This window comes from Stenotrophomonas maltophilia (genome assembly GCF_001676385.1).
GTDB classification, from domain to species: Bacteria; Pseudomonadota; Gammaproteobacteria; order Xanthomonadales; family Xanthomonadaceae; genus Stenotrophomonas; species Stenotrophomonas maltophilia_J.
Window position 1 is genome coordinate 163,356 of the sequence record NZ_LYVJ01000011.1, and the last position, 20,818, is coordinate 184,173.

Sequence of the window (20,818 nt, forward strand, 5' to 3'; positions counted from 1 at the left end):
AACAGATGGCGTGAGAAATCGTTTTATGTGCTGCAATACAGCATAGAACTGCGCACTCATCCGCACTTTGGCCGCCGTCCGGCCGCCTGTGCCTGCTGGTAGACGGATGCCAGGCCCGGCGCATCGCGCCGCAGCTCCTGGATCCGGTTGGCCGGATCAGGGTGGGTGGAGAGCCATTGCGGACTGCGGCCGCCGCTGGCCGCCATCATGTTCTGCCAGAGATCCACCGCCTGGGCGGGGTTGAACCCGGCCTCGGCCATCAGCCGCTGGCCGATCACGTCGGCCTCGCTTTCCTGGGTTCGCGAGCCCGGCAACAGGAAGGCGGCCTGCGCGCCCATGCCGCCCAGCTGGTTGACGGTATTGGCAGCGCCCTGGCCGTAAGCGGCGCCGGCGAGTGCACCAAGCACCGCCAGCCCGGTCTGCGCCCCCATCTGCCGGGTGATGCGCTCTTCGTGGTGGCGGGCGATGACATGGCCGATTTCATGACCGATCACGGCAGCCAGCTGGTCCTGGTTCCTGGCCACAGTGAAGATGCCGGTGTTCACGCCGACCTTGCCGCCCGGCAGGGCAAAGGCATTCGGCTCCTTGTCCACGAACACGGCGGTCTCCCACCGTACGCTACGGTACTGGGGCGGCAACTGCGCGACCAGGGCATTCACGACGCATTGCACGTAGCCATTCTGGCGGCCATCGCTGCTGATCTTTTCTTTCTGCTTGGTTTCGGCGAACGCCTGTGCACCCAGCTGGTCCAGCTGGGCCTGTGACACGCCTCCCACCATCTGGCGGCGGCCGGTGGGCGAGGTCGTGGTCGCGCAGGCGCTGACCAGGAAGGTGAGGAACAAGGCCAGCAGCAGTTGCTTCATGGATCCACCCCCGTGTTCATAGGCGCAGTGTGTCGCGTCGCGGCTTAATCTTTCGTCAAGCAGACACGGCCTTACGTTGCGCCAAGGAATACCAGTGCGGCAAGCGCCACGCCGTTGTTCAGCGCGTGTGCGGTGATCGCTGCCCACAGGGTGCCGGTGCGCTGGTACAGCCAGCAGAACGCCGCGCCCATTCCGCCGTAGACCAACCACAGCTGCGCGATCTCGGCCGGCCCATTGCTGCTGGTACCGGGGATTTCATGGATCATGGCGAAGGCCAGGCTGCTCAGCACCAGGCCCAGCCAGGGCCGGCCCGCCTGCCATAGACGGCCGAACAGCACGCGGCGGAACAGCAGTTCCTCGTAGGCCGGCGCCATTGCCACCGCGAACAGCACCAGGAACAGCGGAAAACGCGCGAGTGCACTCTGCATGAGTGCAAGGTTGGTCGGCACCGGCTCGATGCCGAACTGCTTCGACAGCAGGGCAATGCCGTTGCTGCCAAGCACGATCAGGGTCGCTACCAGCAGGGTCCAACCCCAGGTCGAGGGCCGCCGCAGTGCCTGTCGCGAGGCATGCCGTTCAGCCGCGCTGGCCGGTCGTCGCCAGAAGTACAGCAGCAACGCGGCGCCGCCGGTGGCAAACAGTGCCATCAGGATCTGTGCGAGCGCACCGGGCTGGCCGAGCGAGGCGGCCACCGGGGTAGCGCCCATTGCGCCGCCATTGGCTTCCGCATTCGCGTAACTGACCACCACGCCGCGGTACACGCCCCACAGCAGGCCACTGACCAGGCTCAGGCCGAACAGGGTGACGGCGCCGATGCCCAGGTCGATGAAGAAGCCTGCCAGTGGCGAAAGGGTGCGCTGTGCAGCAGAAGGCGGCGGAACCGGGGGCGGAGCGGAAGCCGGGGCGGAAGCGGACATCGGATACCTGCGTTCAAGGGTCGAAGGCCGGCGCGCCTCCCCGCGCACCGGCCGTGATCCGATTGTGTCAGATATCCAGGTTCGCGACCTTCAGTGCGTTGTCTTCGATGAAGTCGCGACGCGGCTCGACGACATCCCCCATGAGGGTGCTGAAGATCTGGTCGGCGGCGACAGCGTCTTCGATCCGCACCTGCAGCAGTCGACGGGTCTCCGGATTCACCGTGGTATCCCACAGCTGCTCCGGATTCATTTCGCCCAGGCCCTTGAAGCGCTGGATCTGGCGGCCGCGCTTGGCCTCCTCAAGCAGCCAGTTCTGCGCCTTGGCGAAACTGTCGACCTCGATCGACTTGGCGCCGCGGGAAATGGTCGCGCCCTCGCGGACGAGGCCATGAAGCAGCTTCGACGCCTGGTGGATCGCGCGCAGTTCTCCACTCTCGAAGGCCGACAACGGCAGCACCTGGATGTGCTGCTCTCCCATGTGGCGGCGAGTCACCAGTACGGCGGCAGGCCGCTCATCATTGCCTTCCTGCAGTTCCAGGCTGAAACGCGGGCTCCCCAGGCTGCCCTGGTTGAGCCGACTGGCCAATGCGTCCAGGCCTTCGCCATCGCCGGCACTGCGGAGGCTGTCCAGGTCCATCGGCACGAAGTCGACGAGCGCCTCGAGCAGATTGCGGTCATAGCGATGCGCGTTGCGTTCGATCGCGTCCTGCGCGGCTGCATAGGCCAGCAGCAGCTTTTCCAGCGCCAGGCCCTCGATGCCCGGCTCGCCGGTGGCCGGCACCAGCGTGGCGTTCTCCACCGCACTGCTGGCCAGATAGCTGTCCAGCGCCGGGTCATCCTTCAGGTACAGCTCCTGCTTGCCCTGCTTGATCTTGTACAGCGGCGGCAGACCGATGTAGACGTAGCCGCGCTCGATCAGCTCCGGCATCTGACGGTAGAAGAACGTCAGCAGCAGGGTGCGGATGTGGGCGCCGTCGACGTCGGCGTCGGTCATGATGATGATCTTGTGGTAACGCAGCTTGTCCGGGTTGTACTCGTCACGGCCGATGCCCGTGCCCAGCGCGGTGATCAGCGTCCCGACCTGGTCGGAGGACAGCATGCGGTCGAAGCGCGCGCGTTCCACGTTGAGGATCTTGCCGCGCAGCGGCAGCACGGCCTGGTTCTTGCGGTTGCGGCCCTGCTTGGCCGAGCCACCTGCTGAGTCACCCTCGACGATGAACAGTTCGGAAAGCGCCGGATCCTTTTCCTGGCAGTCGGCCAGCTTGCCCGGCAGGCCGGCGATATCCAGCGCGCCCTTGCGGCGGGTCAGGTCGCGGGCCTTGCGGGCAGCTTCACGTGCACGGGCGGCATCGACGATCTTGCCGGCGATCGCCTTGGCTTCGTTCGGGTTTTCCTGCAGGAACTCTTCCAGGCGCGCACCGAAGGCGTTTTCCACCGCCGGACGCACGTCGGAGCTGACCAGCTTTTCCTTGGTCTGGCTGGAGAAGCTCGGGTCCGGCACCTTCACCGACAGCACCGCGATCATGCCTTCGCGCATGTCGTCGCCGGTCAGGTTGATCTTGGCCTGCTTGGCGATGCCGTTCTGCTCGATGTAGTTGTTGAGCACGCGGGTCAGCGCACCGCGGAAACCGGCGAGGTGGGTACCGCCGTCCTTCTGCGGGATGTTGTTGGTGAAGCAGTACATCGTTTCCTGGTAGGAGTCGGTCCACTGCAGCGCCACCTCCACGACGATGCCGTTGTGCTCGCCGGTGACGGAGATGACATTCGGGTGCAGCGGGGTCTTCAGCTGGGCCAGATGCTCCACGAAGCTGCGGATGCCGCCTTCATAGTGGAAGTCATCACGGCGGCCATCGCCACGCTCGTCGGCGAGGACGATCTTGACGCCGGAGTTCAGGAACGACAACTCGCGCAGACGGCGGGCCAGGATGTCGTAGTGGAATTCCACGTTGTCATGGAACGCCACGGTCGAGGGCCAGAAGCGCACGGTGGTGCCGCGCTTGGTGGTGCTCTCCAGCTTAGCCAGCGGACTGACCGCAGCGCCGTTGCTGAATTCCTGCTGGTAGTGGAAGCCACCCTGGAACACATCGACCAGCAGCTTCTGCGACAGCGCGTTGACCACGCTGACACCGACACCATGCAGGCCGCCGGACACCTTGTAGCTGTTGTCGTCGAACTTGCCGCCTGCGTGCAGGACCGTCATTACCACCTCGGCGGCGGACACTTCGCGGCCGAGCTTGGCACTCATCTGCTCGTGCTTGCCGACCGGGATACCGCGACCGTTGTCGGACACCGACACCGAGCCGTCGGCATGGATGGTCACTGCGACATGGTCGGCATGGCCGGCCAGTGCTTCGTCGATCGAGTTGTCGACGACCTCGAACACCATGTGGTGCAGGCCGGTACCGTCATGCACATCACCGATGTACATGCCGGGACGCTTGCGGACAGCCTCCAGGCCTTCCAGGGCGGTAATGCTGTTGGCGTCGTAGTTGCCGTTGTTTGCCGGGGTGTTCTGTTCGTCGCTCATTGCGCTTGCCGTAGGCTCCGCAGGTCGGACGCCGCTTGGAGCGGCGCGCCGAGAATGAAAGGATTCCAACCCGAATTATACCAGCCGGGGTCGAACGGCCCTGGTGTGCCCACTATGGCACAGCCACGATCTGTGCATGTTCCACGTGAAACCGGGTGATATGGGTCAAATCCTGCAATGCCGCAGGTGTTTCGGTGGCGGTGACGAAGATCTGCGCCGGTCCATTGAGCAAGCGCTCGAGTACACGGGCCTGATGGGTCCGATCCAGTTCGGACGCAAGGTCATCCAGTGCGATTACCGGCCATTCGCCGCGTTGCTCTGCATAGTCCTCGGCCTGGGCCAACAGGCAGGCCAGCGCAGTCAGCTTCGCTTGCCCACGTGACAGGGCATCGCGGCCCGGGATGTTGCTGAATTCCACGCTCCAGTCTGCCCGATGCGGTCCGACCGAGGTGTAACCGGCTTGCCGGTCTCGTTCGCGGGCCAGCAAGAGCGCATCTGCCAACGGAAGCTCATGCCGGCGCCAGCCTGGCCCCAGATCCAGCCCCCGGATGCCAAGCTGCGGCGCCAGGCTGGCCGCCAGGGCTACAGTCCGTTGCTGCAGTCGCTCCAGGTAGTGCTGGCGGCGGCTGGTCAGCGGTTCGCCGGCCTCGGCCAGCTCATGGTCCCAGGTATCGAGCATTCGCGACGGCCCTCCTTGCTTGAGCAGGGCATTGCGCTGCTTCAGCGCCCGGGTATAGCGGCGCCACAGGGACAGAAAATCCGGTTCCACGTGGAACAAGCCCCAATCGAGGAAGCGCCGACGGGGCTCGCCGCCACCGCTGACCAGGGCATGGCTGCCGGGTTCGAACGTCACCACCGCCAGTGCTGCACACAGATTGCCAAGCTGGGCCACATCCTCGCCGTCCAACCGCCCCTTCCAGTCCTGGCCACTATGGCGCAGGCCCGCCTTTCGGCGGTGCGGAGGGTGATGGGCCTGCTGCTCGTCCCATTCCACGAAGATCTCCAGCGCGTCCTGGCCCTGCCGGACCAGTCCGTCCCGCACCCGGCCACGGAAGCTACGGCCATACGCCATCAGGTGCAGGGCTTCGAGCACGCTGGTCTTGCCCGCACCATTGTCACCGGTCAGCAGGTTCAGGCCCGGCTGGGGAGCGAGCTCCACCGCACTGAAACGACGCAGTTGGTGGAGGGCGAGGCGGCGGATGTGCATGGGGCGCGAAAGACCATCCGCACAGGGCGGTACAGGGGCGGGGAGCCCATCAGCTTACTGCATTGGTCAAGCGCAACGCCTACGTCTGCACCCAAGCAGGACGCTGAGTCGCTAAGCGGCGTCCCCTCGCATGTTCCACGTGACGACGCTCCGCCCCATTGCCATGGCGGCCTGTCCGGAAACCCGCAATGCTTCAAAAATCTGCGCTGGCGCCGGGGGAGTAGCCCCGCAGATTTCGCTGATCTGGCGGGCATCTGCGCGGTGTCTCCCGATGCTGGACCGGCTTCGTCGTCTGCGCTCCCACCGATCCGGCGAAATCTGCAACCCGATCTCCCGCGGGGTTCCACAGATTTTAAAGAATCTGGCCCGGTCGTTTCATGCTGTCCACAGTGACGCTGTATGACTTATACACAAGGTATGGGCAATCTGTGGATAAAAAAGCCATTCCGCGCCGCCATTGAAACTATCCACAGGTTCCCCCCCGGCACGAAGGGCCTCTATACAGGGGGTTTCAGGGGTGAAAATAGCTTTGGATTCAATCAGATAACATGTTTTTCCACGAAATCTGGCCCTACCATCACCACCAGGCTTTAGATTTATACCCAGATTTAAAAGCCAGGCATACTGCGATCTGCGCCAAACCGGGCCTGTGGACAGTGGCGCCTGCAGAACAAACGGGAGGCGGGGGAACCAGGGCGCTGCCCACGATGTGCCAGGCTGCGATTGATGCTGGGAAGCGCGGACCTGAAAGAAGCCGCCCGGGGCAATCAGCAACTACGCCCGATACCGACCAGCGGAATGAATACCGTTTGAGGCCATCCGCGCCGCTGAAGAACAGGGCGGCCTGGAGGAACCAGGGTCTCTCGCCGAGGCACGGCCCAATGCTCCACGTGGAACAAAAAAAAACGCCCGGGAAGAATCCCGGGCGTCATTGGTTCCACGTGGAACCGGAGGCGTGTCAGAGCCGGAGCGGCATCACCACGTGACGCGACTTCTCGCTGCTGGACTCACGCACCAGCGCCGAGGAGTTCGAGTCGCGCAGCTGGATGATGACTTCCTCGTCGCGCAGTGCGGACAGGGCGTCCAGCAGGTAGTTCACGTTGAAGCCGATGGCGAGATCACTGACGGTGGTATCAGCTTCGATCTCTTCCTGGGCTTCTTCCTGCTCAGGATTATGTGCACTGATCTTCAGGTTGCCCGGCGAGACTTCCACGCGGATGCCGCGGTACTTCTCGTTGGACAGAATCGCGGCGCGCTGCAGCGAAGCACGCAGCGCTTCGCGATCAACCTTCACTTCACGATCGGCACCAATCGGAATCACGGCTTCGTAATCCGGGAAGCGACCATCGATCAGCTTCGAGGTAAAGGTGACATCGTCGCGCTTGACGCGCACGTGGCTGCGGCCGACTTCCAGCTCGATCTCGCGATCGCCGCTTTCCAGCAGGCGCTGCAGTTCGGTCACGCCCTTGCGCGGCACGATGATCTGGCGCTTGGACCCGCTGGGCTTGGCCAGGTCGGTTTCACACAGGGCCAGGCGGTGGCCGTCCGTGGCAACGGTACGCAGGGCATCGCCGCGCAGGTCGAACAGCAGGCCGTTGAGGTAGTAGCGCACGTCCTGCTGGGCCATCGCGAACGCGGTGCGTTCGATCAGCTCCTTCAGGGTCGCTTCGCCGATGGCCACACGCTCTGTGGCTTCCACCTCGTCCACCGACGGGAAGTCGTTGGAGGGCAGGGTAGCCAGGGTGAAGCGGCTGCGGCCGGCCTGGACGGTGATCTTGTCACCGGTCTGCGAGACGGTGATCCGGCTGCCGTCGGGCAGGGCGCGGATGATCTCGAACAGCTTGCGGGCGGGAATGGTGGTTTCGCCGTCCTGGGCATCTTCAACCGCGATCCGCGACACCATCTCCACTTCCAGGTCGGTACCGGTCAGCGACAGCTGGCCGTTCTGCACCTGGACCAGGAAATTGGCCAGAACCGGAAGGGTCTGGCGGCGTTCGACCACGTTGACGACCTGTGCCAACGGCTTGAGAAAGGCTTCGCGCTGCAGTGTGAAACGCATGTGGTTCCGTGCCCCTATGCTTTAAAAAATGTGGAATAAATCAAAAGCTTGGTGGTGCTGGTAGAGACAGAATCGCTGGAAAACAATGCTAAGTCTTTGTAATTAAAGGCATTTCAGACATCGAAACCCTCTGCATTACCGACCCCCAAGGGGTGGGGAAAGCTGTGGATAAATCTGCTGCGATTTCAAACGGCATTTTTATCCACAACGTGTCCCGCGCTTGCTACCGGATTCTGCACCGTTTTGTGCGATGACGCCTCATCGGCATCCGTGCATCATTCGCTCAGCTTCCGGATCAGCTTGTCCCAGTCCTCACGGAGCTTGCCGTCGGTTTCCATCAGGGTCCGGATCTGGCGGCAGGCATGCAGCACCGTGGTGTGATCGCGACCGGCAAAGGCGTCGCCGATCTCGGGCAGGCTGTGCTCGGTCAGTTCCTTGGTCAGCGCCATGGCGACCTGACGGGGGCGGGCCAGCGAGCGGGTCCGACGCTTCGACAGCAGATCCTTGATCTGCAGGCCGTAGTAGTCGGCAACGGTTTTCTGGATGTTGGGAATGCTGATCGCCTGCTGCTGGGCGCGCAGCAGGTCGCGCAGGGTTTCCTGGGCGAATTCGGTGGTGATCGCGCGGCCGGTGAAATTGGCGCGGGCGGTCAGGGTATTGAGCGCGCCTTCAAGGTCGCGCACGTTGGAGCGCATCTTCTTGGCGATCAGGAACGCAACATCGTCGGGGATCTCGGCACCGCGTTCACGTGCCTTGGCCAGCACGATCGCGGCGCGGGTCTCGAAGTCCGGCGGTTCGATCGCGACCGACAGGCCCCAGGCGAGACGCGATTTCAGGCGGGCCTCCAGGCCCTCCACTTCGCGCGGATAGCGGTCACAGGTCAGGATGATCTGCTGCTTGCCATCGAACAACGCGTTGAAGGTGTGGAAGAACTCTTCCTGGGTACGGTCCTTGCCGGCGAAGAACTGGATGTCATCGATCAGCAACGCGTCGACCTGCTGGAACTGGCGCTTGAACTGATCCATGGTCTTTTCCTGCAGGGCCCGGATCATCGCGCTGAAGAACTGTTCCGAACGCAGGTACAGCACCTTCGCCCCCGGATTGGCCTGGCGCATTGCGTTGCCGGCGGCAAACATCAGGTGGGTCTTGCCCAGGCCGGTGCCTCCGTACAACAGCAGCGGGTTGTGCGCACGATCGCCCGGCTTCTGCGCCGCCTGGAAGGCGGCGGCCAGGCCCAGCTGGTTGCTGCGGCCCTCGACGAAGTTGGCGAAGGTGTAATGGCTGTCCAGATTGCCGGCGAACGGCACCTGCGGTTCGCTGGGCACCTGCGCCGACGGTGCGGAAACCGGTGCGTTCTGCACTTCCACGGGGCGCGGGCGCGAGCCGATTTCAAGAAAAACGTCGCTGAAACCGGCGAAATGAGCCAGCAGTTCGCGGATCCGGGCCAGGTACAGCTCGCGCACCTGGTCGACGATGAAGGCATTCGGTGCATACAGCACCAGGCTGTCAGCGCGCAGATCGGCCTGCAGCGGCTTCAACCAGGTATGAACGTCTTCCGGCGGGAACTCCGCCTCAAGTCGTTCGAGACTACGGGACCAAGCATCCATCAGCAATAATCGTCCGGTGGCCGGGGCAGGGACGCGCCAAGGCGCCCGAACACAGGCCGGAAAAGGGGGAAATGGATGGCTCAGACTACCACCGAGCGTCCGCCTTCGGAATGCTTGTCCCCCACTTATTCACAAAAACATCCACAGCTATTGCACAGGCCGGTGAATTCGCGTAGCTACCAGCACTTGACGCAGGGCGGGGTACCTCTCTAGAATTTCCGGTTCTTTCCGTCCCATTCATACGAGAGGCCCCCAATGGCCACCAAGCGCACCTACCAGCCCAGCAACCTCAAGCGCAAGCGCGACCACGGCTTCCGTGCCCGTATGAAGACCGCTGACGGCCGCAAGATCCTGTCGCGCCGCCGCGCCAAGGGCCGCAAAGTCCTGAGCGCCTGATTGCCATGCCGCACCTCGCGGCAGACGCAATCCCTTCGACAGTGAATACTGCAGACCCGCGCAAGCGATTCCCTCGCTCTGCGCGGGTTCGCACGCGTGCCGAATACTCAACGGTCTTCAACGGCGCCCGCCGTGTGTCCGATCCGCTGATGACCCTGCACTGGCTGCCGGCTGACCGGCCGGCCAGGCTGGGTCTGGCGGTTTCCCGCAAGGTCGATCCGAGCGCCGTCGGGCGCAACCGGATCAAGCGCGTCCTGCGCGACACCCTGCGCCAGGCACGAACCGACATCCTGCCAGGCGACTTCGTCGTCGTGGCGCGCAGCGCTGCGCGTTCCGCCAGCAATGACGAGATCCGCCAGGCCTTCCTGCGCCTGCTGCGTCGCCTGCGTGCATTGCCCGCGCCGGGCGCGGACGGCACAATGCCGCCGCCTGATGGCATCGCAACTCCTTCTTTGACCGAGCCGGCATCGCGTCCCGGCCCCGCCGAGCCTGTCCGCTGATGAACCAGACCCGCGTATTCCTCATTTTTGCCTGGCTGATGGTGGCCGTGCTGCTGTGGATGGAGTGGAGCCGTGAAAAGGCTGCTCCGACCCCGGCCCCGACGACCACGTCGGCCCCGGCCGCCGCGCAGAGCGTTCCGGGCGCGACCCCGGGCGCCATCCCCAGCGCGCAGGTTCCGGGTGCTCCCGGCCAGGCCACCGTGCAGGCCCAGGCCAGTGCCACCCCGGCCAGCCAGCGCGTGACCGTCACCACCGACGTGCTGCGCCTGGTGCTCGATGGCGGCCGCGTGCTCGATGCCGAGCTGCTGCAGTTCCCGCAGACCAAGGACGAAGGCAGCCCGCCGGTACGGCTGCTGACCGAAGACCCCGCGCATCCGTACAGCGCGATCAGTGGCTGGGCCAGCGAAGACAAGAACACCCCGGTTCCCGGCGCTGACGGCTTCAAGCTGGTCGGCGACACCAAGGACTTCGTGCTGGCCAAGGGCCAGAACGAACTGCAGATCCCGTTCGTGTGGACCGCCGACAACGGCGTGACCATCAAGCGCACCCTGACCGTCTCGCGCAACGAGTACGCCGTGCGCTTCAAGGACGAGGTCAGCAACGCCGGCACCGCGCCGTGGAATGGCTACGTCTACCGCACCCTGGACCGCACCCCGACCATCCTGTCGCGGAGCATGACCAACCCGGATTCCTTCAGCTTCAACGGTGCCACCTGGTACGACAACGACAAGAAGTACCAGCGCCGCGCGTTCAAGGACTACCTGGAAGACGGCACGCTGAACCAGAACATCACCGGCGGCTGGCTGGCGATGCTGCAGCACCACTTCTTCACCGCCTGGATCCCGCAGAAGGACCAGACCGCGCACTACGTGCTGTCGCAGGTGGCCGGTCGTGACCTGATCGAAGCGCGTGGCCCGGCCTTCACCGTGGCCCCGGGCCAGTCCACCAGCACCGAAGCCCGCCTGTGGGTCGGCCCGAAGCTGGTCAACCAGATCGCCAAGGAAGACGTGCCGGGCCTGGACCGCGTGGTCGACTACAGCCGTTTCTCGATGATGGCGGTGATCGGCCAGGGCCTGTTCTGGGTACTCAACCAGGTGCACAAGCTGGTCGGCAACTGGGGCTGGGCGATCGTCGGCCTGGTGGTGCTGCTGAAGCTGGTGCTGTACCCGCTGTCGGCGACCCAGTACAAGAGCGGTGCCAAGATGCGGCGTTTCCAGCCGCGTATCCAGCAGTTGAAGGAACGCTACGGCGATGACCGCCAGAAGTTCCAGACCGCGATGATGGAGCTGTACAAGAAGGAAAAGATCAATCCGATGGGCGGCTGCCTGCCGATCCTCATCCAGATGCCGATCTTCTTCGCGCTGTACTGGGTGCTGGTGGAATCGGTCGAACTGCGCCAGGCGCCCTGGTTCGGCTGGATCCAGGACCTGACCGCCCGCGACCCGTACTTCATCCTGCCGGTGATCAACGTGGCGGTGATGTGGTTCACCCAGAAGCTGACCCCGGCACCGGGCATGGACCCGATGCAGCAGAAGATGATGCAGTTCATGCCGCTGGTGTTCGGCGTCATGATGGCCTTCATGCCGTCCGGCCTGGTGCTGTACTGGGTGGTCAACGGCGGCCTGGGCCTGCTGCAGCAGTGGTGGATGACCAAGCGCCATGGCGGCGATCCGGTCCCGGCCACCGCCGCACCGGCTCCGGTCAAGAAGAAGTAATCCCGACCGCAGGTCACCTGCTTTGTAGAGTCGACTGTTAGTCGACTGGCGGACGAGCAGTCGACCAACAGTCGACTCTACCGCCCCGATCGACGCGAGAAGCCCGCCGCAAGGCGGGCTTTTCACATGCGGCGTTAGAATCGCCGGCACATCGTCCCTCCCACCTTCGAGTCCGCCATGCCGCGTGCGTCGTCGTTCCGCCTGTTCCTGCCCTCGCTGCTGTTGACCCTGGTCGTTGCCGGCTGTGGCGACCAGGACGCGAAGGCACCGGCGACCGCCGTCATCCCGCCGAGCGCGCAGGCCGCGGCCGCCGCCGATCCGGCCGCGGCGCCGTTGCTGGCGGCACTGCAGAAGCAGCTCGACGGCTACCGGCGGATCATCGTGCTGCTGGCCGATGAGGAACAGCAGTCGGCGGCCGACCGCGCCACCTCCACGCGCATCGGCCAGCAGCTGTTCCATGACAGCCTGGAACAGCGCACGGCCATCGCCGCGCAGTTCGATGAGCTGCTGCGCGGGTCCGCACCGCAGCGCTTCGCCACGCTGGGCACCGTACTGGACTACATCGAATCGGCGCCGGAGCTGTTCGACGCCGACCGCCTGGCCTTCCGCGAAGTGCTGCGTGATCTGCATGAGCGCATCGGCACCGACTCCTCGCTGCCGGCGGTGAAACTGCACCAGCGCATCGGCGAGGACCTGGAAGCGCTCGACGAGATCGAACGCAACTACAACCAGGAACTGACCCGCATCTTCAGCCGCTTCGAGCGCACCCGTGCCATCGCGCTGAAGCGCGAGAAGTGGGACGACTACATCGCCCATCTGCACAAGGACCACAGCCGCGAAGCGATCCTGCGCGACTACGGGGTGATCGAGCCCTACCCGATGTCGATGAAGGACAGCGACCGTGAGATCTTCGGCCGCGACCTGCCGCCCAGGACCGTGGTGCTGACCTTCGACGATGGCCCGCACAAGGCCTACACCGATGAAGTGGTGGCCATCCTCAAGCGCTACGACGTGCCGGGCGTGTTCTTCGAGGTCGGCCGCAACCTCGGCAAGGTCGAGCCCGACGGCAAGGTCAGCCTGGGCCCGATGGCGAAGATCAGCCGCAACCTGATGGAAGAGGGGTATGCGGTCGGCAACCACAGCCTGACCCACGCCCAGCTGTCGCGCACCACCGGTGACGCGCTGCGCCAGCAGGTACTGGACACCGACACCCTGCTGAAGGACGTCGACAGCAAGCGCGCGCCGCTGTTCCGTTTTCCGTATGGTGCGCGCAACGCGGAAGGCCTGCAGCTGCTCAACGAGGCCGGCTTGAAGTCGATCATGTGGAACATCGACTCGATGGACTGGGCCGATCCGGTGCCGGAGTCGATCGTGCAGCGCGTGCTCGACCAGGTGAACAAGGAACAGCGAGGCATCATCCTGTTCCATGACATCCACGACCGCGCGGTGAAGGCACTGCCGCAGATCCTCGACCGGCTGATTGCCGATGGCTACCAGTTCGCCGGTTGGAATGGCCGTGATTTCACCGTCGCCCGCGCACGCAGGGGCGACACCGGCGCCGCCACCGTTACCACCGGCTATGAGAAGTCCTGGGCGATCGTGGTCGGCATCGACGACTATGCCAAGTGGCCGAAGCTGGAGTACGCCAGCCGCGACGCGCAGGCGGTGGCTGACACGCTGACCGGGCAGTTCGGGTTCCCGTCCTCGCAGGTGATCGTGCTGAAGAACGAGCAGGCCACGCGCAACAATATCCTGGCCGCCTTTCACGATCGCCTGGCCGATGACCGCACCGGAAAGAACGATCGCGTGTTCGTCTTCTTCGCCGGCCACGGTGCCACCCGCCAGCTCGCCTCCGGGCGTGACCTCGGCTACATCATCCCGGCCGATTCGGACCCGAAGGAATTCGCCACCGATGCCATTGCGATGACCGACATCCAGAACATCGCCGAGAGCCTGCAGGCCAAGCACGTGATGTTCGTGATGGATGCCTGCTACAGCGGCCTCGGCCTGACCCGCGGTGGTCCGTCCTCCTCGTCATTCCTGCGCGAGAACGCGCGTCGCAGCGCGCGGCAGATGCTGACCGCCGGCGGTGCCGACCAGCAGGTGGCCGATGCCGGCCCGAACGGCCATTCGGTGTTCACCTGGGTGCTGCTGCAGGCGTTGGCCGGGAAGGGAGACCTCAACGGCGATGGCCTGATCACCGGTACCGAACTGGCGGCCTACGTGGCGCCAGCGGTATCGGCGGTCTCGCAGCAGACGCCGGCCTTCGGCAGCCTGCCCGGCTCGCAGGGGGGCGAGTTCGTGTTCCAGGTGCCGGACAGCCAGGAATTCCTCAACGCGGGCACGCGCCAGTTGACCGCCGATGCGATCGCGCTGAACAACAAGGTGGATGCGGCCAGCGAGGCCAAGGGCAGCCAGGCGCCGGTGACCGTGGCCGACCTGCAGGGCGGCAAGGCCAGGCTGGTGGTGCCCAGCGCCGGCCCGGCGTCCGACCGCCAGCGCGCGCAGCAGGCCAACGACCGTGGCCTGCAGCTCTACCGCGAAAAGCGGTACGACGAAGCCGTGGCGCAGTTCACCGAGGCACTCAAGCTGCGCCCGGACTTCGCCCAGGCCGCCAACAATCTCGGTTTCGTCTACTACCGCCAGCAGCACTACGCCGAAGCGGCGCGGTGGCTGGAGAACACCCTGAAGATCGACCCGTCGCGCGCGGTGGCCCATCTGAACCTCGGCGATGCGTACTTCAACGCAGGCGACAAGGCCAAGGCCAGGCAGGCCTACACCACCTACCTGGCGCTGCAGCCGCAGGGCAGCGGTGCGGCCCAGGCGCGCGCGCAGCTGGAGAAGCTCTGAGTGATGAACGGCACGACCCGAACCGACACCATCGTGGCCATCGCCAGCGCCCCCGGCGCCGGCGGTGTCGGCCTGCTGCGCCTGTCCGGCCCGCGTGCAGCGGTGATCGCCAACGCGCTGGGCGCGCCCACGCTGCGCCCGCGCCACGCGCACTATGCGCGCCTGCGCGGTGCCGACGGCGAGGTCATCGATGATGGCATCGTGCTGTGGTTCCCGGCGCCGAACAGCTTCACCGGCGAAGAAGTGGTGGAGCTGCAGGGCCACGGCAGCCCGGTGCTGTTGCAGCAGCTGGTCGCGCGCTGCATTGCGCTCGGTGCGCGCCAGGCCCGGCCGGGCGAGTTCAGCGAACGGGCGTTCCTCAACGGCAAGCTCGACCTGGCCCAGGCCGAGGCCATCGCCGACCTGATCGCCGCCGGCGACAACCGCGCTGCGCGTGCTGCGCGCCGTTCGCTGGATGGCGTGTTCTCGCGCCGCATCGAGGCTGTGGTCGAGCAGCTGGTGTTGCTGCGCATCCACGTGGAAGCGGCCATCGACTTTGCCGACGAACCGCTGGATACGCTCGGTGGGGCACAGGTGCGGCACGGGTTGGAACAGGCCCGCGGCGACCTGGCCCTGCTGCGTCGTGATGCCGAGCGCGGCCGCCGCCTGCGCGATGGCCTGCACGCAGTGCTGATCGGGCCGCCGAATGCGGGCAAGAGCTCGCTGCTCAACGCGCTGGCCGGCAGCGAACGCGCCATCGTCACCGACATTGCCGGCACCACCCGCGACACGCTGCGCGAAACCATCCGCCTCGACGGCCTGGAGCTGACCCTGGTCGACACCGCCGGCCTGCGTGAAGGCGGTGACGCCATTGAACGCGAGGGCATGCGTCGCGCCCGCGCCGAGATCGAGCGTACCGACCTGGCACTGATCGTGCTGGACGCGCGTGATCCGGGGACTGGCGAAGCGGCGCTGGGCGAAGCGGTGGTCGCCGTGCCGCACAAGGTCTACATCCACAACAAGTCGGATCTGTTGGCAGCGCTGCCGTCGCTGGACGATCCGGACCGGATACTCGTTTCGGCCGCCACCGGTGCCGGGCTCGAAGACCTGCACGCGCGCCTGCGCTCGATCGCTTCGGCCGGGGCCGGCGAGCAGGTGGAGGGCGAATTCTCCGCGCGCACCCGCCATGTCGATGCAATCGAACGCGCGCAGGAACATGCGCAGCGCGCCGATGGCGAACTGGCGCATGAGCACCTGGAACTGGCCGCCGAGGAACTGCGGCTGGCCCATGACGCACTGGGCGAGATCACCGGGCAGATGAGTGCGGATGATCTGCTGGGAAGGATCTTCTCGAGCTTCTGCATCGGCAAGTAACTGCAGAGCCGAGCATGGGCTCGGCTCTACAGGTGCAGGCTTCCCCCACCTGTCACATTGCCGCCGCATACTGACGCCTATCACATACCGCTTGAGGACGTCGCAGTGAAGTCGTGGGGTTGTGCGTTGCTGTTGTCGCTGGCAGTGGCACCATCGGTGGCCATGAGTGCTGAATCCTCCCCTTCGACCGCGCCCAAGGTGTCGGTCTACGGCCACCGCGGCGCAAGCGCGCTGCTGCCCGAGCACACCCTGGCGGCCTACGCACAGGCCATCGCCGATGGCGCCGACTACATCGAGCCGGACCTGGTGATGACCCGGGACGGGGTGATGGTGGCCCGCCACGAGAACGAGATCAGTGGCACCACCGACGTCGCCTCGCATCCGGAGTTCGCCAGCCGCCGCACCAGCAAGGTCATCGACGGGCAGAGGGTCGAAGGCTGGTTCACCGAAGACTTCACCCTGGCCGAGCTGAAGACGCTGTACACGCGCGAGCGCCTGCCGGAGCTGCGCAGCACCGCCTACGACGGCCAGTTCCGCATCGCCAGCCTGGACGAGATCCTGGCCTTCCTGGTGCAGCAGGCCGGCCGTGCCAACCGCGGCATTGGCCTGGTGCCGGAGATCAAGCACCCCACCTACTTCCAGTCCATCGGCCTGCCGATGGAAGACAAGCTGCTGGCCGCGCTGCGTGGCAATGCCTATACCAACGTCGGCCCGGTCACCATCCAGTCGTTCGAGACCGCCAACCTGCGCTACCTGCGCGGAAAGATCGGCCGTGGCAGCAACATCCGCCTGCTGCAGCTGCTGTGGAAGGGCGATGCCCGGCCGGCCGATATCGCCAAGGCCGGCGGCACGCTGACCTACGCGCAGATGATGACGCCGGCCGGGCTGAAGGACATCGCCAGCTACGCCGACAGCATTGGTCCTGAGCTGCGCTCGATCATTCCGCTCGACGCCCAGGGAGTACTGGGTACGCCCACCTCGCTGGTGCGCGACGCGCACGCGGCGGGGCTGATGGTGATTCCGTACACCTTCCGCCCGGAGAACCACTTCCAGCCCAGCAACCTGCGCAGGGGGAGCGACAGCGCCCGCAATGCAGAGGGGTCCGTCGCCGAGATGCGCGCCTACCTGGCGACTGGCATCGATGCCTTCTTCACCGACGACCCGGCGCTGGGCCGGCAGGCGGTGGACGGGACGGGCGCGGCGGGGAACGCGGCGGACTGACGCGCTCTGGTAGACGCCAACCTTGGTTGGCACACGGCAGGAGTGCCGACCAAGATCGGCCCCTACCGGGTCATGAAGATGCCAGGCGGCGTCGGAGCCCCTACAGGGATCCGACCCCGGTCACCGCTTCAACCGCGCGGTTCGTCCGGCCGCCGGAAGGGAATCACCACGTAGTCCTGCCCCTCGCGCGGCTGCCACAGCACCGGTACGCGCTGCGGTGACGGCGGTTCCAGCTCGTCATCGGCCAACGGTTCGACCGGGTCTTCTTCATCTTCCCAGCTGTAGCGCGGGCGTGGCGGCAGTGGATCGGCGCTGCGGAACAGCAGCGCGGCGATGATGCCGGCGAAGGCGCCGCCCATGTGCGACTGCCAGGACACGCCATCAGCGTGCGGCAGGATGGTCATCAGCATGCCACCGTAGAACAGCATGCCGATCAGGCCGGTGGCGATCGCCGCACGGTCACGGCGCAGCAGGCCGAGGCTGGCCAGCAGGAACATGAGGCCGTGGGTCACGCCGCTGGCGCCCAGATGCACGCTGCCCGGGTTGCCCAGCATCCATGCCCCGATGCCCGAGCCCAACCAGAGCAGGGGCAGTGCACGCACGGTAGCCTTCGGGTACACGCTGCCGGCCAGGGTGCCGAGGATCAGGATCGCGATGCTGTTGGCGGCGATGTGCTCGATCGAGGCATGCAGCAATGGGCCACCGAGCAGGCCAAGCAGGCCGCTGGCCTCCAGCGGTGCCACCGCCCACGGCCGCCAGTCGAACGTGCCCTGCAGTGCGAACACGACGACCAGCACCAGCACGGCGGCCAGGCTCGTATTGAACGCCCGCAGGATGCGCATGCGGTCGTTGCGGGGGGCCGGCACATCGCCAGCGGGCAGGGGCGCGTTGTTGTCCATGCTTCAGCAATGGCGGTGACCGGCGCGAAACCAAGGCCACCGCCGCGGGAGAGTACGGCCGGCCGGCGGGACAATCCCGCCGGCCGCACCGGGCAGCGGTCCAGGCTCAGGCCTGGCCTTCACCTTCCTTCGGTGGGTACTTCAGGCTCAGCACCACGGTGGTCGCGATGATCACCGCCACCACGCCCAGCGAGACCGGGGTCGGGATCTTGAACAGGTCGATGATCATCATCTTGACGCCGATGAAGCCCAGCACCAGCGCCAGGCCGTACGGCAGCAGGTGGAAGCGGTCGGCCATGCCGGCCAGCAGGAAGAACATGGCGCGCAGGCCCAGTACCGCGAATACGTTGGACGTGAGCACGACAAACGGATCGGTGGTGATCGCGAAGATCGCCGGAATACTGTCCACCGCGAAGATCACGTCGGTGACCGCGATCAGGATCAGCACCGCGAACAGCGGAGTGAACCAGCGCACGCCGTCGCGCTTCACGCTCATGGCGTTGCCCTCATAGCCGGGCAGCAGGCGCAGGTGCCTGCGCATCCAGCGCAGCGCCGGGTTGGTCTCCAGATCCGGCTCCTGCCCGGCAGCGAACCACATCTTCCAGCCGGTGAACAGCAGGAACGCACCGAACACGTAGAGCAGCCAATGGAACTGGCTGATCAGCACGCTACCGGCGAAGATCATGATCGTACGCAGCACGATCGCACCGAGGATGCCGATGATCAGCACCTTCTGGCGCTGCTCCTCCGGCACCGCGAAGTAGCTCATGATCATCAGGAAGACAAAGATGTTGTCGACTGCCAGCGCCTTCTCGACCAGGTAGCCGGTCAGGAACTCGAGGCCGACCTTGTTGGCTACGACCTGGCCGGCGGTCTCATTCAGGTAGTACCAGAGGCCCGCGTTGAACAGCAGGGCCAGCGCGACCCAGCCGATGGACCACCACAGGGCCTCCTTGAAGGTGACCTTGTGCGGTCCGCCATGGCGCATCAACACGAGGTCGACCAGCAGTGCGATGACCACCACCGCTGCGAAGCCGCCCCACAACCACACGTTACCGATCGTCTGCATTGGGAATGTCCGTTGGAAAGATGAATGCCAGGCCGGACGGCGAGGATCTGCAACGGAGGACCGGGAGGGGGATCCAGGGACAGAGCTTCGCCAGTACGGCGAAGGTCTCGCTCGCAGTTCCAGTCGGCTGGAACTGCCGTTGCACCGGAGCCTGCGGGCTCGAAATGACGGCGACAACGTCTGGGAGCTACTCCCCTTCTGGGGCCGATTCTGCGGCCTGGCCGGGCCGCCGTCAAATGGGGCGGCCAGTCGGGGTCAGATCCCCGCAGGGGCTCTGACCCCGACCAGCGTGCCAACCAAGGTTGGCATCTACCAAGGCGGAATGGGGTCGGAGCCCCGTTGGGGATCCGACCCCGGCGCGCGGTTTACAATAGCTGGATGAATACCCCCCTCCCCGTTGTCCGCCTCAAGAATGCGTGGCGTTCCAGCCACCCGTGGATCTTCCAGAAACTGGTCGAGAAACCGACCGTCCGGCCCAAGCCCGGTTCCATCGTCGACGTGGTCGGCATCGATGGCGAGTTCATTGGCCGCGGGTTCTACAACGGGCACTCGCGCATCGCCGTGCGCATCCTCGAAACCGACCAGAACGTGCCGGTCGATGCCGGCTGGTTCTCGCGCAAGATCGCCCAGGCGGTGTCGCTGCGCCGTGAGGTGCTGAAGCTCGATGCAGTCTCCGATGCCTGGCGCGTGGTGCACAGCGAGGGCGACGGCCTGTCCGGCCTGGTGGTCGATCGTTATGGCGACCTGGTGGTGGTCGAGTTCTTCGCCGCCGGCATGTTCCGCCACCGTGAGTGGATCTATGACGCGCTGCGCGAGCAGTTCCCGGGCTGCCGCTTCCACAGCTTCGCCGACGAGCACGTGCAGAAGCAGGAGAGCTTCGACTTCCATGGCAACACCACCACCGAAGCGGCGGTGATCACCGAGTACGGCATCAAGTTCCGCGCCGACCCGGCGGGTGCGCACAAGACCGGCTTCTTCGCCGACCAGCGCGAGAACCGCGAGTGGCTGAGCCGGCAGGTGGAAGGCAAGAGCGTGCTGGACCTGTGCTGCAACACCGGTGGCTTCGCCGTGTACGCAGCGGCGCGTGGCGCCTCTGAAGTGGTCGGCATCGACATCGATGAAGACGTCATCCAGATCGCCAAGGGCAATTCGCGCCTGAACAACGTGCGTCCGAAGTTCGTCCAGTCCGACATCTTCCCGTGGCTGCGCGATGCCGCCAATCGCGGCGAGCAGTACGACGTGGTGATCCTGGATCCGGCGAAGATGACCCGCGACCGCGACCAGGTCATCACCGCGCTGAAGAAGTACCTGGACATGAACAAGCTGGCCCTGGGCGTGGTCAAGCCTGGTGGCCTGTTCGCCACGTTCTCCTGCACCGGCCTGGTGGCCGAGGACCAGTTCCTCGACATGCTGCGCCGCGCAGCCTATTTCTCCGGCCGCACGATCCAGATCCTGAAGGTCGCTGGCGCGGGGCCGGACCATCCGTTCATGGCCCACGTGCAGGAATCGCGTTACCTGAAGGCCGTGTTCTGCCGCGTGGTCGACTGACCCGTCTGTTGCTGTAGAGCTGAGCCCACGCTCGGCTCTACAAATTGGCCGGCCGCAGCGCTATGGTCGGGCTCTTCCCATTCGCGG

The 20,818-nt window shown here is 65.5% G+C and carries 15 protein-coding genes; 7 read left to right on the forward strand and 8 right to left on the reverse strand.

Annotation, left to right across the window (positions count from 1 at the left end; all coding sequences use genetic code 11):
- Positions 1–56: 56 nt before the first annotated feature.
- From A9K58_RS15110 to dnaA, 6 genes are all read right to left on the reverse strand, one after another.
- On the reverse strand, positions 57–863 hold the full coding sequence (locus A9K58_RS15110) for a M48 family metallopeptidase (protein WP_065200113.1): 807 nt from the start codon (positions 861–863) through the stop codon (positions 57–59).
- Positions 864–934: 71 nt separating this feature from the next.
- A complete protein-coding gene (locus A9K58_RS15115) occupies positions 935–1,780 on the reverse strand; it encodes a CPBP family intramembrane glutamic endopeptidase (protein WP_065200114.1) in 846 nt (281 codons plus the stop codon).
- Positions 1,781–1,847: 67 nt separating this feature from the next.
- The gene (gene gyrB, locus A9K58_RS15120) at positions 1,848–4,307 is read right to left on the reverse strand and encodes a DNA topoisomerase (ATP-hydrolyzing) subunit B (protein WP_065200115.1); all 2,460 of its coding nucleotides are present in this window, start codon (positions 4,305–4,307) and stop codon (positions 1,848–1,850) included.
- 112 nt (positions 4,308–4,419) lie between these two features.
- The gene (recF, locus tag A9K58_RS15125; protein WP_065200116.1) at positions 4,420–5,514 is read right to left on the reverse strand and encodes a DNA replication/repair protein RecF; all 1,095 of its coding nucleotides are present in this window, start codon (positions 5,512–5,514) and stop codon (positions 4,420–4,422) included.
- 958 nt (positions 5,515–6,472) lie between these two features.
- A complete protein-coding gene (gene dnaN, locus A9K58_RS15130) occupies positions 6,473–7,573 on the reverse strand; it encodes a DNA polymerase III subunit beta (protein WP_005411731.1) in 1,101 nt (366 codons plus the stop codon).
- Positions 7,574–7,848: 275 nt separating this feature from the next.
- Positions 7,849–9,180: a chromosomal replication initiator protein DnaA gene (dnaA, locus tag A9K58_RS15135; RefSeq protein ID WP_065200155.1), complete on the reverse strand. Its 1,332-nt coding sequence runs from the start codon at positions 9,178–9,180 to the stop codon at positions 7,849–7,851.
- A 255-nt stretch (positions 9,181–9,435) separates the two neighbouring features.
- On the opposite strand from dnaA, the gene rpmH reads away from it, so the two are divergent.
- The 6 genes from rpmH to A9K58_RS15165 all read left to right on the forward strand — a co-directional run bounded on the left by rpmH (position 9,436) and on the right by A9K58_RS15165 (position 17,215).
- Positions 9,436–9,576, forward strand: coding sequence for a 50S ribosomal protein L34 (rpmH, locus tag A9K58_RS15140; RefSeq protein WP_005411729.1), 141 nt, complete (start codon positions 9,436–9,438; stop codon positions 9,574–9,576).
- Positions 9,577–9,581: 5 nt separating this feature from the next.
- Positions 9,582–10,076 carry a ribonuclease P protein component gene (rnpA, locus tag A9K58_RS15145; RefSeq protein ID WP_081284090.1) on the forward strand — a complete coding sequence of 165 codons (495 nt, stop codon included), beginning with the start codon at positions 9,582–9,584 and terminating at the stop codon, positions 10,074–10,076.
- Positions 10,076–11,791 carry a membrane protein insertase YidC gene (gene yidC, locus A9K58_RS15150; RefSeq protein WP_065200117.1) on the forward strand — a complete coding sequence of 572 codons (1,716 nt, stop codon included), beginning with the start codon at positions 10,076–10,078 and terminating at the stop codon, positions 11,789–11,791. The genes rnpA and yidC overlap by 1 nt, the downstream gene beginning before the upstream one ends.
- A gap of 177 nt (positions 11,792–11,968) precedes the next feature.
- Positions 11,969–14,641: a polysaccharide deacetylase family protein gene (locus tag A9K58_RS15155; protein ID WP_065200118.1), complete on the forward strand. Its 2,673-nt coding sequence runs from the start codon at positions 11,969–11,971 to the stop codon at positions 14,639–14,641.
- Positions 14,642–14,644: 3 nt separating this feature from the next.
- Positions 14,645–15,994 carry a tRNA uridine-5-carboxymethylaminomethyl(34) synthesis GTPase MnmE gene (gene mnmE / locus A9K58_RS15160; RefSeq protein ID WP_065200119.1) on the forward strand — a complete coding sequence of 450 codons (1,350 nt, stop codon included), beginning with the start codon at positions 14,645–14,647 and terminating at the stop codon, positions 15,992–15,994.
- 105 nt (positions 15,995–16,099) lie between these two features.
- Positions 16,100–17,215, forward strand: a complete 1,116-nt coding sequence (locus A9K58_RS15165) for a glycerophosphodiester phosphodiesterase (protein ID WP_065200120.1) — start codon at positions 16,100–16,102, stop codon at positions 17,213–17,215.
- Between the two features lie 128 nt (positions 17,216–17,343).
- Here the strand turns inward: A9K58_RS15165 and A9K58_RS15170 are convergent, their stop codons facing one another.
- Together A9K58_RS15170 and A9K58_RS15175 are read right to left on the reverse strand one after the other, a co-directional pair.
- Complete coding sequence (locus A9K58_RS15170) at positions 17,344–18,114, reverse strand: rhomboid family intramembrane serine protease (RefSeq protein WP_065200121.1); 771 nt, start codon at positions 18,112–18,114, stop codon at positions 17,344–17,346.
- A gap of 106 nt (positions 18,115–18,220) precedes the next feature.
- A complete protein-coding gene (locus A9K58_RS15175; protein ID WP_065197164.1) occupies positions 18,221–19,183 on the reverse strand; it encodes a TerC family protein in 963 nt (320 codons plus the stop codon).
- A 378-nt stretch (positions 19,184–19,561) separates the two neighbouring features.
- Here A9K58_RS15175 and A9K58_RS15180 point away from each other — a divergent pair, with 378 nt between their 5' ends.
- Positions 19,562–20,731 (forward strand): class I SAM-dependent rRNA methyltransferase, encoded by a 1,170-nt coding sequence (locus tag A9K58_RS15180; RefSeq protein ID WP_065200122.1) that lies wholly within the window; start codon positions 19,562–19,564, stop codon positions 20,729–20,731.
- Positions 20,732–20,818: the final 87 nt, after the last annotated feature.